The organism is Actinophytocola sp., from assembly GCF_050699935.1.
Taxonomy (GTDB): Bacteria; Actinomycetota; Actinomycetes; order Mycobacteriales; family Pseudonocardiaceae; genus Actinophytocola.
This window is the reverse complement of record NZ_JBOHGB010000001.1, coordinates 120,854-136,641: the sequence shown is the minus strand read 5'-3', so window position 1 is coordinate 136,641 and position 15,788 is coordinate 120,854. Positions and strand designations below refer to the sequence as shown.

The 15,788-nt window shown below is 70.0% G+C and carries 12 protein-coding genes; 7 read left to right on the top strand and 5 right to left on the bottom strand.

Features of this window, described 5'->3' with window-relative positions; genetic code table 11:
• Positions 1-15: 15 nt before the first annotated feature.
• The gene (gene hppD, locus ACRDTB_RS00725; protein ID WP_431427841.1) at positions 16-1,095 is read right to left on the bottom strand and encodes a 4-hydroxyphenylpyruvate dioxygenase; all 1,080 of its coding nucleotides are present in this window, start codon (positions 1,093-1,095) and stop codon (positions 16-18) included.
• Between the two features lie 180 nt (positions 1,096-1,275).
• Here hppD and ACRDTB_RS00720 point away from each other — a divergent pair, with 180 nt between their 5' ends.
• From ACRDTB_RS00720 to ACRDTB_RS00700, 5 genes are all read left to right on the top strand, one after another.
• A complete protein-coding gene (locus ACRDTB_RS00720) occupies positions 1,276-2,649 on the top strand; it encodes a condensation domain-containing protein (protein WP_431427840.1) in 1,374 nt (457 codons plus the stop codon).
• A 258-nt stretch (positions 2,650-2,907) separates the two neighbouring features.
• On the top strand, positions 2,908-3,699 hold the full coding sequence (locus ACRDTB_RS00715) for an SDR family NAD(P)-dependent oxidoreductase (RefSeq protein ID WP_431427839.1): 792 nt from the start codon (positions 2,908-2,910) through the stop codon (positions 3,697-3,699).
• Between the two features lie 28 nt (positions 3,700-3,727).
• Positions 3,728-5,179 (top strand): NAD(P)/FAD-dependent oxidoreductase, encoded by a 1,452-nt coding sequence (locus ACRDTB_RS00710; protein ID WP_431427838.1) that lies wholly within the window; start codon positions 3,728-3,730, stop codon positions 5,177-5,179.
• A 123-nt stretch (positions 5,180-5,302) separates the two neighbouring features.
• Positions 5,303-7,477, top strand: a complete 2,175-nt coding sequence (locus ACRDTB_RS00705) for a molybdopterin-dependent oxidoreductase (protein WP_431427837.1) — start codon at positions 5,303-5,305, stop codon at positions 7,475-7,477.
• Positions 7,478-7,526: 49 nt separating this feature from the next.
• Positions 7,527-7,745, top strand: coding sequence for a hypothetical protein (locus tag ACRDTB_RS00700; RefSeq protein ID WP_431427836.1), 219 nt, complete (start codon positions 7,527-7,529; stop codon positions 7,743-7,745).
• 179 nt (positions 7,746-7,924) lie between these two features.
• Here ACRDTB_RS00700 and ACRDTB_RS00695 read toward each other — a convergent pair whose 3' ends face one another.
• On the bottom strand, positions 7,925-8,725 hold the full coding sequence (locus ACRDTB_RS00695; protein ID WP_431427835.1) for a winged helix-turn-helix transcriptional regulator: 801 nt from the start codon (positions 8,723-8,725) through the stop codon (positions 7,925-7,927).
• 492 nt (positions 8,726-9,217) lie between these two features.
• On the opposite strand from ACRDTB_RS00695, the gene ACRDTB_RS00690 reads away from it, so the two are divergent.
• On the top strand, positions 9,218-12,358 hold the full coding sequence (locus ACRDTB_RS00690) for an AfsR/SARP family transcriptional regulator (protein ID WP_431427834.1): 3,141 nt from the start codon (positions 9,218-9,220) through the stop codon (positions 12,356-12,358).
• A gap of 16 nt (positions 12,359-12,374) precedes the next feature.
• Here the strand turns inward: ACRDTB_RS00690 and ACRDTB_RS00685 are convergent, their stop codons facing one another.
• Complete coding sequence (locus ACRDTB_RS00685) at positions 12,375-12,509, bottom strand: hypothetical protein (RefSeq protein WP_431427833.1); 135 nt, start codon at positions 12,507-12,509, stop codon at positions 12,375-12,377.
• Between the two features lie 197 nt (positions 12,510-12,706).
• On the opposite strand from ACRDTB_RS00685, the gene ACRDTB_RS00680 reads away from it, so the two are divergent.
• A complete protein-coding gene (locus ACRDTB_RS00680; RefSeq protein WP_431427832.1) occupies positions 12,707-13,444 on the top strand; it encodes an aminoglycoside phosphotransferase family protein in 738 nt (245 codons plus the stop codon).
• A 103-nt stretch (positions 13,445-13,547) separates the two neighbouring features.
• On the opposite strand, the gene ACRDTB_RS00675 is transcribed toward ACRDTB_RS00680, so the two are convergent.
• Entirely contained in the window at positions 13,548-15,179 is a 1,632-nt protein-coding gene (locus ACRDTB_RS00675) for an FAD-dependent oxidoreductase (RefSeq protein ID WP_431427831.1), read from the bottom strand.
• Positions 15,176-15,736, bottom strand: coding sequence for a DUF5987 family protein (locus ACRDTB_RS00670; protein ID WP_431427830.1), 561 nt, complete (start codon positions 15,734-15,736; stop codon positions 15,176-15,178). Before ACRDTB_RS00670 ends, ACRDTB_RS00675 begins: the two co-directional genes overlap by 4 nt.
• Positions 15,737-15,788 lie beyond the last annotated feature (52 nt).

Below are 15,788 nucleotides of genomic sequence, written 5' to 3'. Positions count from 1 at the left end.
CCGTCGCGTCGCTTTTCAGTTCCCGTCCCGGTTCCGCTGTGTCTCGACGGCCTCGTAGAGGGACTTGATGTTCGAGCTGCCGAACGTGCTCGCGCCGGCCCGCTCGATGATCTCCAGGAAGATCGTGTTCCGTGGGTGCACGGACTTTGCGAAGATCTGGTAGAGCTGACCGTCGTGGTCCTCGTCCAGCAGGATGCTCAGCGAGCGGAGGTCCTCGACGCCGTGCCGGTCCGGCCGAACGCGGTCGGCCAGCGCCGTGTAGTAGGCGTCCGGAGTGGACAGCAGCTCGATGCCCCGGTCGCGGATCTGCCGCACGGAGGAGAGGATGTCGCCGGTGCTGAGGGCCAGGTGCTGCACACCGGGGCCGCCGTGGTCCTTCAGGTAGTCGTCGATGTGGCCCGCCTCCAGCGAGACGTCGGCCTCGATCAGGGTGAGCGTGACCGCCCGCAACTTGCTCTGCACCACCTTGATGAACATCGCCTGGTTGCCCGCCTCGATCCGCTCGGTGAGCGTGAGGTCGAAGTCCAGGGCCCGCCGGTAGTACTCGACTGTCGCGTCGATCTGGCCCGGCTCCACGGCGACCGCGAAGTGGTCCACCTTGCCCAGCCCGGTGCCCGGTCCCGAGTCACCGTCGGGCGTCGCGACGAGCCCGTGCGAGTCGTGTGCGGCGGAGCCGTCCGGACGCTGCACGAAGGTGTGCGTCACGTCGCCGAAACCGATGATCGTCGCGGTCACGACGCCGTCTCGCCCGGTGGGCGGCATGACCGGCCGCGCACCGCCGCGCACGGCCTCGGCGAATGCGGCGGCCGCGTCCGGCACCCGCAGGCCGATGTTGGCCACGCCGTCGCCGTGCCGCTCGACATATGCGGTCGCGGGGTGGTCGCTCTGCGCCGGCTCGGTGAGCAGCAGGTCGATCTCACCCTGCCCGACACAGACCGACCGCACCCCACGCTCGTCGGAGGAGTTCGTCGCCGCGCGGACCGTGAACCCGTAACCGTCGACCAGCCAGTCGAGGTTCGGCCCGATGTCGCCGACGTAGAACTCGACATGATCAACGGTCATGTTCTCGAAAACCTGCGTGCGCCCTGTGGTCATCTATCCTCCCGTCGCTGCTGTCGACGTTGGCATCCGGTACGCGAACGGTGCATCTTCCCTATTGCCGGGCCGATCGGCACGTTGGGATAACCGGGTGATGCCGGGGCGTTGCTACCGTCGACGACCAGCGACAGCCACGTCTCTCGCGCATTCCACCGCCGACGTCGAGGAGTCCGGGAAATGACCATCGCCGACACTTCGCCGTCATCGGACGGTCAGCTGGACCGTTTTCCACTGTCGGCGAATCTCGAGCTTTTCTGCATTTTCGACAAGGGTGACGACGAGGGCGCCTTCGGTCCCCGACACCTGGTCAACCACGGCTGGCGGGTGACCGGCGAGATCGACATCGAGGCACTGCGCGGCGCGCTCGACGACGTGGTCGAGCGGCACGAGATCCTGCGTACCGAGGTCGTCCGCACCGAGGGCGACCGGTACCAGCGGGTGCATCCGGCCTCCCCGGCCGAGGTCATCGTGGTCGACCTGCCGGCCGACGACCCGCGGCCCCGCGACGAGCGGGCGGACGAGTTCATCAACCAGATCGAGCACTCCGAGCTGAGCGCCACGCAGCTGCCGCACGTGCGGGTGGTCGTCGGCCGCTTCGACGCGCGCGACGCCGTGCTCGTGCTGCTCACCCACCACATCGCGAGCGACGGCTGGTCCATGCAGGTGCTGATCCGTGAGATCGCCGCGTGCTACGCCGAACGCAAGGGCTTCGGGCCGGCCAACCTGCCCGAGCCCGTGCAGTACCGGGATTTCTCGGCCTGGCAGCAGGAGTACCTGGCGTCGGAGACGGCGAACCGCTCGCGGGCCTACTGGCGGGACAAGCTGGACAAGGCCCAGATGTCCATGTTCGTGATGGACCAGCCGGCCGGCGTGCCCTCCGGGTACGCGGTGCACCGGTTCCTTCTCCCCGAAGAGCTGTCCTCGGCCACCCAGCGGCTGGCCAAGGCGGTGCGGTCGTCGCCGTTCATGGTGCTGCTCGCGGCGTTCAACGCCTTGCACCACAAGATGACCGGCAGGACCGACGTGGTCGCGTGCACGCTCACCTCCGGCCGCGGCGAGCCGCGCTTCGCCGACGCCGTTGGTCCGTTCTTCAACCTGGTCCCGCTGCGCACCGACCTCGCCGACCGCGGGTCGTTCGCCGAGCTGGTCACCAAGACCAGGTCGACCTGCCTGGAGGCCTACGCCTACGAGCTGCCGTTCGCGGACATCGCGGCCGAGGCGCCGGACCTGAACAAGCCCTACGCCGTCGGGAACCTCGCGGCCTGCGCGTTCCAGGCGTTCCAGTTCCCGACCAACATGGACGAGTCCACCTTCGGCGACCTGACCTACACCGAGGTACGCAAGCGGCTGCTGTCCCACCCGAACACCTCCGAGATCCCCAACGGGACCGTGTTCACACTGGACCTGTTGCCCTCCGGGGAGATCGCCGGGCACATCAGGTACAACAAGGCGGAGTTCCTGGAGTCCACGATCGAGAAGATCGCCGCGGACTACAGCGAGATCCTGGCGATGGCTACGACCAACCCCACGATCACACTGCGCGAGCTGTGACGCGCGGGTCGTGCTCGGCGGAGACCCGGTGAGCTTCCAGTTCCCGGCGAGTGTCCGGCGCCGCGACGAACGCCTCTCCGCACAGGCCACACGCCCGTACCCGGATCAGCACCTCGCCGGGTCCGGCCGCCGTGTCGGCCCTCCCGGAGCACTCACGCGGCGTTGACTTCTGGAATGACGGCTGCCTGACGTTTGCCGCGCGTCGAGCGCCGCAACGCCGGAGATGCCGCGTAACCGGCAAAATGTGAGGCTGGCTGCATGGCTTTCGATGGCAAGACCTTTCTCATTACCGGCGGTGGCAGCGGCATCGGTCTTGCCACCGCACGGCGGCTCGTCGACACGGGGGCCGACGTGGTGCTCGCGGGCCGCCGCGTCGAGACGATCGACGCGGCGGCAAAGGACCTGGACCCCGCTGGTGACCGGGTTCTGGCAGTGAGCGCCGATGTGTCCCGAATGGACGACCTGGACGAGCTGGTCGGCCGGATCCGGGATCGCTTCGGCCGGCTGGACGGCATTTTCGTCAATGCCGGGGTGGCCTCCTACTCCCCCATCGCCCCGCGCACGGCAATCACTGAGGCCGATTTCGATCGGGCCGTCGGCATCAATTTCAAGGGTGCTTTCTTCACGATTCAAAAGGCGGTGTCGCTGTTCGACGCCGGCGGTTCCGTCGTGCTCAACGGCACCTGCCTCGTGCACCGCGGCATGGGTTTGGCGATGGGTTTGGCGACGATGTACGCCACGACGAAGGCCGCCGTGCTCAACCTGGCCCGCGCACTCGCCGCCGACCTGGGCAGCCAGGGCATCCGGGTCAACGCGGTCAGCCCCGGATTCATCCGGACGGACATGTTCGACGAGCTCGCCCCGACCGACGAGGCGCGCGAGGCGTGCCGCGGCCTGGTCCCGATCGGCAGGCTCGGCCAGCCCGAGGAGGTCGCCGACGCCGTGGCCTTCCTGCTGTCGGAGCAGGCGGCTTACATCACGGGGCAGGACCTCGGCGTCGACGGCGGCCTCGTGAGCTCCTTGCCGATGAGCGCGCCCGTTCAGGAATGACAACCACGGATTCGAGGAGGTGACCGCGATGGGCCACGAGGCTGGGACCCGCGCGGTGGTGCTGGGCGGCAGCATTGCCGGGTTGTTCGCGGCCAGGGTGCTCGCGGATGCCTACGACGAGGTACAAATCGTGGACCGCGACGTGCTCGTCGGCACGAAGGGGCCGCGGCGGTTCTGCCCGCAGAGCCACCAGGCCAACGGTCTGCTCGCCCGCGGCGTGCAGATCATGGAGGAGCTCTTCCCCGGGCTCACCCAGGAGCTGGTCGACCACAGCGTCCCCAAGGGAGACCTGTCCGGCAGCTGCCGCTGGTACGCCCAGGGCTACCGGCTCAAGCAGCAGCACGGCGACCTGACCACCCTCGGCGTGGTCCGGCCGGTGTTCGAGTACTTCGTCCGCGAGCGGGTGCAGCAGATCCCGAACGTGGTCTTCGTCGAGCAGCACGACATTCTCGGCCTGGCCACGACGGCCGACAACAGCCGGGTCACCGGCGCCCGAGTGCAGGCCCGCAGCGAGAGCACCGAGAAGGTCATCGAGGCCGACCTGGTGGTTGACGCGACCGGGCGGGGCTCGCGGACCCCGGTCTGGCTGGAGCAGCTCGGCTACGCCAAGCCCAGGGAGGAGCGCAAGAAGATCGACCTGGTCTACGTGACGCAGCACTTCAAGCTGCGCCCGGGCGCCGACCCCTTCAACGGTGACGTGGCCATCAACCAGATCGCTCACCCCGCCGCGCCCCGAGGCAACGTCTTCTTCAAGGTCGAGGGCGGCCGGCTGGAGCTGACCACCTACGGCCTGCTCGGCGACCACCCGCCGACCGACCAGGCCGGGCTCTACGCGTGGCTCAAGTCGTTGCCCGCCAAGGATGTCTACGAGACGCTGCGCTACGCCGACCCGGTGGACGAGCCGGTCGCGTTCCGGTTCCCGACGACGCTGCGCCGCCACTACCAGGACCTGGACCGCTTCCCCGAGGGTCTGCTGGTCACCGGCGATGCGATCACCTGCTTCAACCCGGTGTACGCCCAGGGCATGAGCGTCGCCGCGCTGTGCGCGATGACCATGCGCCAGCATCTGCACAGCGGGGCCGCTCCGGTGCCCCAGGACTACTTCCGTGACCTGGCAAGGGATGCCATCGACGCGCCGTGGGAGATGACCAACACGGTCGATCTGAGCTTCCCGGGCGTCAAGGGCGAGCGCCCCCTGAAGGTGCGCTTCGGCAACTGGTTCCTGAAGAAGGTGCAGATCGCCGCGACCCGCGACGGCACGATCACCGCCAAGTACTTCAAAGCGGCCGGTCTCGTCGCCCGGCCCGAGACGCTGATGCGCCCGGGCTTCGCCCTGCGCGTGCTGTGGAAGTCCATGTTCGGCCCGTCGAAACAGAGCCGGCGGCCCTACGTCTGGCAGGCCCCGGCGGGCGTCGAGCCCGTGTTCGCGGACATCGACACGGACACCGACACGCCCACCGACACGCCCCGGGCGGCATAGCCCGAGGGCGAGCTGATCCCTCCCGACCGTCCACGGAGGAAACGGGTGGGTCCCGGCCGGCCGGTGCCGCCGGGACCCACCCGTTGCCACGCCCGCACGAGGAACGTTCCCGCTGGAGTGCCGATGACCACCGCGCACCGAACCTGTCCCATCTGTCAGGCCGTCTGCGGCCTCCGTATCACCCTCGACGACACCAACCGCGTCACATCGGTGAACGGTGACCAGGACGACCCGTTCTCCAAGGGCTACATCTGCCCCAAGGGAGCGAGCCTCGGCCGCCTCGACGAGGACCCGGACCGCTTGCGGGTCCCGATGATCCGGGAGGGCGACCAGTGGCGGGAGGCTACCTGGGACGAGGCCTTCCTCGCCGTGGAACAGGGTCTCGGGCGCGTCACCGAGGCACACGGCCGAGACGCAGTCGCCGTCTACTTCGGAAACCCGACGTATCACACCATGGCCGGTTTCCTGTACCGGATGCCGCTGATCCAGTCGCTGGGCACGCGCAACGTCTACTCCTCCGGCACCATCGACCACATGCCGAAGCACGTCGCGGCGGGCAACATGTACGGCGACCCGTTCGCGATCGCGGTGCCCGACGTGGACCGGACCGACCACGTGCTGATCATCGGCGCGAACCCGTTGGAGTCACACGGATCCCTGTGGGCCGCGCCCGATCTTCCCGGCCGGCTCAAGGCATTGCGCCGGCGAGGCGGCAAGGTGGTCGTGGCCGACCCGCGCCGCACCCGGACCGCCGCGTTCGCCGACGAGCACCTGGCCGTCAAGCCGGGCACGGATCCCGTCCTGCTGCTCGCCGTCGTCAACACGCTGCTGGTGGAGAACCTGGCCACGGTCACGCTCGAGGTCAACGGCCTCGACGAGCTGCGCGGCCTGGCCGAGAAGTTCACCCCGGAGCTCGCCGAACGGGTCTGCGGCGTGCCCGCCGAGGACGTCGCCCGGCTGGCCCGCGAGCTGGCCGCGGCGCCGACGGCCGCCGTCTACTCCCGCATGGGTGCGTCCACTGTGGAGTTCGGCACGCTGACCCAGTGGCTGGTCGAGGTGATCAACATCCTGACCGGCAACCTGGACCGGGCCGGCGGGACCATGTTCGCCAGGCCGGCCACACTCGAGGTGTACCGCACCGGTCAGCCGTTCCAGGCGGGCCAGTGGCACAGCCGGGTCCGCGGCCTGCCCGAGGCACTCGGCGAGCTGCCGGCGGCCACGCTGGCCGACGAGATCGAGACCCCCGGCGAGGGCCAGGTTCGGGCCCTGGTGTCGATCGCGTCCAACCAGGTGCTCTCGACCCCCAACGGCCCCCGGCTGGACCGGGCGTTGCGGGAACTGGACTTCATGGTCTGCATCGACCCGTACCTCAACGAGACGACCAGGCACGCCGACGTCATCCTGCCGCCGCCGCGCATCATGCAGACGCCGCACTACGACTTCCTGCTGTCGATCGTCACGGTTCGCAACTACACCAGGTTCTCCTCGCCGATCCTGCCGCTGGAGCCGGACCAGCGGTCCGAGGCCGAGATCATGGCGCGGTTGACGCTGATCGCGGCGGGCGCTGGTGCGGCGGCCGATCCGGCCGGGGTCGACGAGATGATCATCGGCCAACTCCTCGAAGGGGCCACCCGGCTGCCCGGCTCGCCGGTCGAGGGCAGGGACGTGGCGGAGCTGCGCGCCGGGATCGAGGGCGACAGCGGTGCCGAGCGGATCCTGGACGTCATGCTCAGGTTCGGCCCCTACGGCCTGTCCCTGGCGACGTTGAAGGCGAACCCGCACGGCATCGACCTCGGTCCGCTCGAGCCACGCCTGAAGGAACTGCTGTGCACGCCGTCGGGCCGGGTCGAGCTCGTCCCGCCGGCTGTGGCCGGGGACCTCGACCGGCTGCGCGAGCGGCTGGCCGCCCCGGCCCCGGAGATCCTGCTGATCGGGCGGCGCCAGCTGCGCTCCAGCAACAGCTGGCTGCACAACGTCCCGTCCCTGCTCGGTGGGAGCAACCGGTGCACGCTGCACGTCAATCCGGCCGACGTGGCGCGGTACGGGCTGAGCGAGCGGGCGGTCGTGCGCTCGGCCACCGGCGAGCTGGTCGTCACGGTCGAACCCACCGACGCGATCAGGTCGGGCGTCGTGAGCCTTCCGCACGGGTGGGGGCACGCGGGCAGCCCGCAGCGGGTCGCGGCGCAACACCCGGGCGTCAACGCGAACACGCTGACCGACGAGTTCGTCTTGGACATCCCGTCCGGCAACGCGGTGTTCAACGGCGTTCCGATCACGATCAGTCCCTACGAGGCATAGCGCAGGAACGAGCGACACGAAACGCACCGACGAAGGATGGAGAACGACCGTGCCACTGTTCGACGGAGTACCCCGCGAGACGACCGACACGCGCGACGACGAGAACAACCTGCCCAGCATCGTCGACGCACTGCCCCAGACCCAGGCGAACCTCTCCAGGGGAGTCGTCTGGGCCGACATCCTGGCCGACATCGCCGCCGACGAGGAGGTGCGCCGACTGCGCCGCACCGCCGAGGAGGATCTGCACCAACTGCGCGACGCCGCCTAGCCTTTCCTCGCTCCGCCCGCCGGACCGGACCGGTTCGGCGGGCGGAGCGACGGCGAGCGGCCGACCAGTCGCGGGAGACGGGTCGGGGACGCCGCCGGTCTTGGGCAGCGTCCCCGTTCACCACGTTCGTGTCGGTAAGGCCGACGGACCAACGAGTCTCCCTCTCGTACCGTGTCGCGTCAGGCGGGCACCTTCGGCGCGAGCAGCCTGGGCAGCTGGAACATCTCCTCGAAACGGCTCAGCAGGGCGGGATCGCCGTCGACGCGCACGTCACCGGTGGCCAGCACGTCCGCCGCGGTCGACTCGCCGGTCATCAGTGCGAGGAGCGCGGACCCGAAGTCCACCACGGCATCCGCGCCGGGCAACCGACCCGCGCCGACCTCCAGCACGCCGTCGTCGATCCGGACGTTGACCACGTGGCCGCTGATGTGCAGCTCGTAGCTCACCCGCACGTCGCCCGCCGCCTCGGGAAGGAACGTCGCCTTCAACGCCACCATGAGGGAGGCGTCCGTGACGATGTCCTCGGGGCGAGGCATCTCGAGGGTCACCGCGCCCCACCGGCCGAACGCCAGCACCGCGTCCTCCAACGCGTGGCCGTACTCGGTCAGCTCGTAGCGCCGCTGCCCGCCCTCGTCGACCTGGTCGAGCTGCCGGACGACACCGCAGTACGCGAGCTCGTGCAGCCGCCTGGACAGCAGCTTCGGCGACATCATGGGCAGGCCGTCGCTGAGCTCCTCGGCGGACCTCGGACCCACGAGCAGGTCGCGGACGATCAGGAAACCCCACCGCTCCCCCACCATCTCCGCGGCCCTGGACAGCCCGCAGTACTGGCCGTACGTCCCGCGCAGCGCGCTCTGCAGGTCGGCCAGCACATCCTCGAGCTGCATCGGGTCCGTCCCGCTGGTCGTGAATGTGAAGGAGTCGCCGGAAATCGTCAGGTGATCGCCATCGACGACCACTTTCCAGGTCGATTCGGTCATGGCCCAGCGTCCAATCTCTTCCACTCACCGCAGACGAAAACGAGGGAGACTCGGCTTTCGCGTCACGTGGCGACGTCGGTACGTGTTGTTCCATCCTGCTGGTTTCGCTGGTATACCTGCATCTCCCGACGTGCCTCTTGGCGCGACGAGACGGCGAGGGCGCACGCCGCCGCCGTCCGCGACGCCGAGGCGGTCGCCCACCTGCGCACCACGCTCGCGCCACGGGCTCGGCGAGGCACTCGCCGAGCCCGCGGAACGACCTCGCACGCCGCGGCGTCGACCCAGGCCACCACCCGCACTGGTAAGCCGCCGACAACGAAATAGACAACCATATGCACTATTACTATGGGAATGCCTGACCGATGTGGCACACTTTGGTCGGAAAGTGCGAATCGCGGTTACCACATTGAATGTGTACCCGTGGCTCACTGTGACGAATTGGTTACCCGAAACGCGGTTCGGACACCTCGGCCACAAGCACTAGGGAGATCTGTGGGACTCAGGCTCCTGGGCCCTCTCGAGCTGTCCCACGACGGCCGGGAGCTCGACCTGGGCGGCACCCGGCAGCGGGTGGTACTGGCGACGCTCGCCCTGAACGCCAACCGGGTCTGCCCGATCGAGCAGCTCATCGACGGGGTCTGGGAGACCTCGCCGCCGACGACGGCTCGGGCCCAGGTTCAGATCTGCATCTCCGCCCTGCGCCGGGTGCTGACCGGTACGGACGGGGTCATGACGATCCACACCCGGCCGCCCGGCTACCAGCTCGAGCTCCCCGACTCGGACCTGGACACCGCGCAGTTCACCGGCCTGGTCTCCTCCGCGCGGGCGCACGTCGACGCCGACCGGCGGTCCGAGGCGGTCGCCGCGCTGCGCAACGCCCTGCGGCTGTGGCGAGGACCGGCGCTGGCCGGAATGCAGAGTGAACTGCTTCGGCGGGAGGCCGCCCAGCTGGAGAACGCCCGATTGTCCGCGGTCATGGAACGGATCCGGCTGGACCTCACCCTCGGCCGGCACGAGGACGTGGCCGGGGAGCTCGCCGCCCTGGTCGACGAGCACCCACTGCGCGAGCGGCTCCACGAGTTCCTGATGCTCGCGCTGTACCGGTCCGGCCGGCAGGCCGAGGCACTCGAGGCGTGCCGGCGGGCCCGCGCCATGCTCGTCGAGGAACTGGGCATCGAGCCCGGGCCGAGCATGCAGCGGCTGGAGACCGCGATCCTCAACCGCGACCCCGCGCTCGACATCACCACGACGCCGGCGAGCCCGACCGCGAGCGCCGCCACCCACGCCGAGCCGTCGGTGGTGCCTCGCCGGCTGCCGGCCAGCATCGACGACTTCACCGGCCGGCAGGCGCAGCTGGACGAGATCAAGCGGGTGCTCGCCGACGACGGAGACGACGAACCAGACCGCCGGTACGGCATGCGGATCGTCGCCATCTCCGGCAAGGGCGGGGTCGGCAAGTCCACGCTCGCCCTGCGCGCCGCGCACGAGCTGCGCGAGGTGTACCGGGACGGCCACCTCTACGGCGACCTGGAGTCACCCGACGGCGACGACCGGGTCCGGCCGGTGCTGGCCCGCTTCCTGCGCGCGCTCGGCATCGAGGGCTCGGCGATCCCCGACGACGACGAGGAACGGGCCGACCTGTACCGCAGCCGGATGGCGAGCAAGAACGTGCTCGTGGTGCTGGACGGGGCGAGCAGCGAGGCGCAGATGATGCCGCTGCTGCCGGCCGGACCGGGCTGCGCGGTGATCGTGACCAGCCGGGTGCCGCTGTCGGGCCTGCCCGGGGCGCACCTGGTCGACATCGACGTGTTCGACGTCGACCGGTCGCTGGAGATGCTGACCAGGATCGTGGGGCCGCGGCGCGTGGCGGCCGAGCGCGGCGCCGGAACCGAGTTGGTCAACCTCTGCGGCGGTCTACCACTCGCGATCCGGATCGCGGGCGCCCGGCTCGCCTCGCGCCCACACTGGCGCCTCGACATGCTGGTCACCCGGCTGCGCGACTCCGTGCACCGGCTGGACGAGCTGTCCTACCGCGGCCTGGTGCTGCGCTCCAACATCGGCCTGAGCTATCGGACCCTGCCGGCGGTCGCGCGGCGCCTGTTCCGGCGGTTCGCGCTGATCACCACGCCCGACTTCCCCGCGTGGACCGCCGCCGCGCTGCTCGACATGGACCCGTTCGACGCCTTCGAGGTGGTGGAGAGCCTCGTCGAGGCTCAGCTCCTGGACACCGTGCAGTACCCGGGCGAGCACCTGCGCTACCGCTTCCACGACCTGATCCGGGTGTTCGCCGCCGAGCGGCTCCACGACGAGGAGCCGGAGACCGAGCGTCGCGTGGTGGTCGAGCGCCTGCTCGGCGCGTGGCTCGCCCGCGCGGAACACGCGCACCGCAAGGAGTACGGCGGCGACTACACGATCCTGCACGGCACCGCGCACCGCTGGAGCGGGGCGCCGGAGCTGGAGGAGATCGACGACATGGGCGACCAGATCGAGTGGCTGGAGTCCGAACGCCGCTCGCTCGTGTCGGCCGTCCATCTGGCCGCGGACAGCGGAATGTCCGAGGCGTGCTGGGACCTCGCGCTCACCGCGGTGACGCTGTTCGAGGTGAAGGGACACTTCGACGAGTGGCGGGAGACCGCCGAGCGCGCGCTCGCCGCCACCGAGGAGTCGGGCAACCAGCGCGGGCGCGCGGCGATGCTGTACTCGCTCGGCTCGATGTACCTCAACCAGTCCCGACTCGCCGACACCGAGCGCTGCTACGCGCAGGCGCTGGAGATCTTCGAGGCGGTCGGCGACGAGCACGGCTGCGCGCTCGTGCTGCGCAGCTCCGCGATCATCGACCGGATGCGCAACCGAGGTGCGGCGATGCTGGCCAAGTTCGAGGCGTCGCTGGAGAAGATGCGCGCGGTCGGCGACCTGGGGGGTGAGGCACACCTCCTGCAGAGCATGGCCAAGGTGTGGATCGACGAGGGCGAAGCCGATCGCGCGCACGAGATGCTGGAAACCGCGATCGAGGGCTTTCAGCGGGTCGGGTGGCTGCGCGGCGAGGCACAGGCGCTGACCCGGTTCGCTGAGCTGCACCTGCTGACCAACCGGACGGAGCGGGCACATCAGGCGCTGAACCGGGTGCTACTGATCGTCCGGGACATCGGCGACCGGATCGGTGAGGCGCACGCGCTCTGCCGGTTGGGTGTCGTCCGCCAGCGCACGGGGCGGCTGGACAACGCCGAGACCACCCTCCGGCACGCGCTCTACCTCGCCCAGCAGGTCGGCCAGCGCATGGTCGCGGGAATGGCCCACTACTCGCTCGGCGAGGTCGCGCTGGCGCGGGGCCAGGACGCCGCCGGCGCCGACCACGTCGAAGAGGCACACAGGCTGTTCGTCGAGCTCGACTCGACCGTCTGGCGCGCCAGAGCTCTGATCCTCCGGTCGGACATCCGCCGGGCGCGGGGCGAGCACGAGCTGGCGACCTGTGATCTCGACCAGGCCATCGACCTGCTCGGCACGGTCGGCTCCGCCGAGGCCAACAGACTGCGCGAAGAACTCGAGCACAACCACGGAAACGCCATCCTCCGATATCCAATCGAGCGGCGGCGGGAACAACCTCCCCGAATGATCGCCCCACCGCCGCCGTAGTTCACGCGGCTTGCGCTCAGTTCGCCAGCTGACTCGGCAACGGCTTGTTCCAGGGGGCGTCCGCGGACGCGGTTCCGACCGTCAGGAACATCGCGGATAAACCGAGGAACAGGGCGGCGACGGACACGGCGATCTTACGAATGACGGACATGGCAATGCCTCCGAGGCTGTTGTTCGGGTCTTGTTCTGCGGGAACCCCGCTCGAGAGCCACTCAACAGCGGCTCGCCTTTCGTTGACATTCGGTCGATTTAACAAGCGCTACCGTCCGTCGATAGCGGCCGGATAGAACCCCGGGGCACCAGGTGTTACGCAATTGCCAGCGGAAAGGTGTTCGACGCCCGTCGGCCATGTACCGGCTGGGCGACGACATGGTCGTACGGCCGCCGCTGGTGCGGGGCGGGGCCGAGGACGTGTCGATGGAGCAGGGTTGGCTGCCCCACCTCGCACCCCGGCCGCCCACGCGCATCCCCGACGTGCTCGGAGCCGGCGAGCCCGCCCACGGGTATCCGTGGCCGTGGTCGGTGTACCGATGGCTGGTGGGCGAGCATTCCGAAGCGAGGGCGCTGAGCGAGCCCATGCCGCTGGCCGAGGATCTGGCGGCGTTCGTGGTGGCGATGCGGAACATCACCCTGCCGGCCGCGCCGAAGGCACACCGAGGCGGGCCGGTCGCCTCGCTCGACGCCGAGACCCGGGCGGCGATAAAGGAACTGCGTGGGATCCCGCAGGAGGACGTCGACTGCGACGCCGCGGCCGCCGTATGGGACGAGACGCTGCGGGCGCCGGGCTGGGACGGACCGCCGGTGTGGCTGCGTGCCGATCTGCTGCCGGCCAACGTGCTGGTCGACGGCGGCAGGCTGGCCTCGGTGATCGACTTCTGGTGCGTGGGGCGGGGGGACCCGGCCTGCGACCTGTTCCCGGCGTGGAATCCGCTGCCGCGCGATGCGCGGGACGTCTTCCGCGAGGCGCTGGCCGTGGACGACGCGACGTGGATCCGCGGCCGGGGCGGACGCTGTCGCGGGCGCTCGTCGCGCTGCCGTACTACCGGCGGGCCGACCCCGCGATGGCGCACAGCGCCCGGCAGGTGATCCGGGCGGTGCTGGACGAAGGCTGAGGCGGGCGGGCGCCGCGGGATCCGAGCTTCTTACGGTTGCGCCCCTCCGGGATGGTGCGGCGCGTGCCCGGTGCCGGTCAGGCGGCGGGCCTGGCGACGCTGTTCGTGACTGACGTGGGCAGCGGGGCACCGTAGGTCACGCCGACGCCGCGCTCCCTCGCGGCGGCGACGATGCCCGGGATCGCGCGCTCGGCGAGTGCGGCGATCGTGAGCGCCGGGTTGACGGTCAGTCCGGTGGGCACCGCCGAGCCGTCGGTGACGAAGATGCCCGGGTGGCCGCGCAGCTCGTGCCGGTCGTCCAGCGCCGAGGTGGCCGGGTCGTCACCGATGCGGCAGGAGGACAGGGGGTGCACGGTGTAGGCGCCGACGACGTCGTTGGTCCACGGCATGACCTTCGCCAGCCCGTCCTTCTCCAGGATCTCCTTGACCTGGGCGTCGGCCTCGGCCCAGCCACGCAACGTGTTGGGCGTCGGGTCGTACCGCAGCGGGCCGCGGCCCAGCATCTGCTGGGAGATGCGGTAGGCGTTGCCGGTCGGCGGCGGCGGGCCGAACACGCCCTCGTTGTCGTCCTCGGTCATCAGGAAGATCGTGAGCCACGACTGCCACCGCCTGAGGATCTCCTTCTTCTCCTTGCCGAACCAGGTGGGTCCGGTCGCGTCCGGCGCCTGGGCCAGGATCGTGCCGAGGCCGGGCGGGAAGTACAGCTGTTCCATGGAGAAGCGGGAGTACTCGGGCAGCGAGCCGTCGAGGAAGTCCCAGCAGGCGACGACCGGGCCCTTGCCGATCTGGTTGGCCTCGTAGGCCTTTCCGTTGGGCCGGCGCAGGCCGAGCAGTTCGCCCGCGCGCTCGTCGTCGATGATCGCGGTGTTCAGGCGCTCGCCGTTGCCGGAGAAGTACCGGCCGACGGCGTGCGGCATCGCGCCGAGGGTGTCCTCGGAGCGCTGCAGGATGGGCGGGGTGGCCCCGGCACCGGCGGCCAGGATGACGATCTTCGCGTCGATCTCGCCGGATCCGGTGGTGACCCGGTAGTCGACCTCGTCGATGTGGTTGTAGTGCACCCGGTAGTCACCGCCGTCGGTGCGGGAGATCTTCTGCACCTCGTGCAGTGGCCGGATCTCCGCGCCGTGCGACAGCGCGGCGGGCAGGTAGTTCAGCAGCAGCGACTGCTTCGCGTCGAAGCGGCAGCCGGCCATCATCCAGTTGCAGTTGGTGCACCGCTTGGCGTCGACACCGACCGGGACCGGGTTCGCGGTGTGACCGCTGTGGTTGCACGCCGCGGCCCACAGGCCGCCGGCGTAGGTGATGTCGTTCCAGTCCTGCTGGGTCACCGGCATGGCCTCGGAGACCCGGTCGTACCAGGGCTCCAGGGTGTCGCGGTTGACCGCGGCCGGCCAGACGCGCCGGCCGATGGAGCCCTGTTTCTCGAAGACGAACCGGGGCGCGCGGGGCAGGGCGGCGAAGTACACGACCGATCCGCCGCCCACGCAGTTGCCGCCGAGCACGCTCATCCCGTCGCCGGCGACGAAGTCGAACACCCTGGTATAGGAAGAGCCGAGGAGGTAGTCGTGGTCGAAGTCCTTGGCGGACAACCACGGCCCGCGCTCGAGCACGGTGACCTTGGCGCCGCCGGCGGCGAGGTGGTAGGCGGCGATGGAGCCGCCGAAGCCGCTGCCGATGATCAGGACATCCGTGCTTTCCGTAGCGGTCATTCGGGGCTCCCCGATTCGGTCGTGTTCGGATGGCGCTTGGCCAACTCCCGGCGGTAGCCGAAGTCCGGGAACCGCCACAGCCCGTCGGTGTCCGGCTGGGCGAAGCCGATGGCGAGCAGTCCGGGGTGGCCCTCGGCCAGCGCCTCACCGGTGTGCCGGTGCGGGGCGATGTCGAAGGCCATGTTGCTGAACATCGCGAGCAGGATCCAGCCGTCCCGCTCCGGATGGCCGGGCGCGGTGAGCTCGGCGACCAGCGCGGCGCGGTCGTCGTAGCCGAGCGCGACGAACGGCGGCACGCCGTCGGAAAGCGTCAGCCCGGCGTGATCGGCGTACGCGCTCGCGTGCGCGTTCAGTGCCTGTGACAGCGGCGCGAGGCCGGCAGCGACGCCGGACGCGGGGTCGGCGAGCACCTCCAGCGCACCGGCCTCGACCGCGCCCGGGTCATCGACGACGCCCGCGATCGCGTGGTCACCCGGGAAACGCTTGGCACCGGGAACGATCGTGTCCGCAAAGGCCTCGAGGGTGGCCGTCCGGTCCTCGTCCGAACCTGGTTCCACGGTGGCGCCTCCTGTAGCTCGCACGAAGAACTGACCGACCACGCGACGCGTT

Bases quoted from the DNA above. Each gene is read 5' to 3' on its own strand.
- ACRDTB_RS00695 (WP_431427835.1), bottom strand. From the start codon at position 8,725: ATGACCGAATCGACCTGGAAAGTGGTCGTCGATGGCGATCACCTGACG.
- ACRDTB_RS00685 (WP_431427833.1), bottom strand. From the start codon at position 12,509: ATGTCCGTCATTCGTAAGATCGCCGTGTCCGTCGCCGCCCTGTTCCTC.
- ACRDTB_RS00710 (WP_431427838.1), top strand. From the start codon at position 3,728: ATGGGCCACGAGGCTGGGACCCGCGCGGTGGTGCTGGGCGGCAGCATT.
- ACRDTB_RS00675 (WP_431427831.1), bottom strand. From the start codon at position 15,179: ATGACCGCTACGGAAAGCACGGATGTCCTGATCATCGGCAGCGGCTTC.
- ACRDTB_RS00680 (WP_431427832.1), top strand. From the start codon at position 12,707: ATGTACCGGCTGGGCGACGACATGGTCGTACGGCCGCCGCTGGTGCGG.
- ACRDTB_RS00705 (WP_431427837.1), top strand. From the start codon at position 5,303: ATGACCACCGCGCACCGAACCTGTCCCATCTGTCAGGCCGTCTGCGGC.
- hppD (WP_431427841.1), bottom strand. From the start codon at position 1,095: ATGACCACAGGGCGCACGCAGGTTTTCGAGAACATGACCGTTGATCAT.
- ACRDTB_RS00715 (WP_431427839.1), top strand. From the start codon at position 2,908: ATGGCTTTCGATGGCAAGACCTTTCTCATTACCGGCGGTGGCAGCGGC.
- ACRDTB_RS00720 (WP_431427840.1), top strand. From the start codon at position 1,276: ATGACCATCGCCGACACTTCGCCGTCATCGGACGGTCAGCTGGACCGT.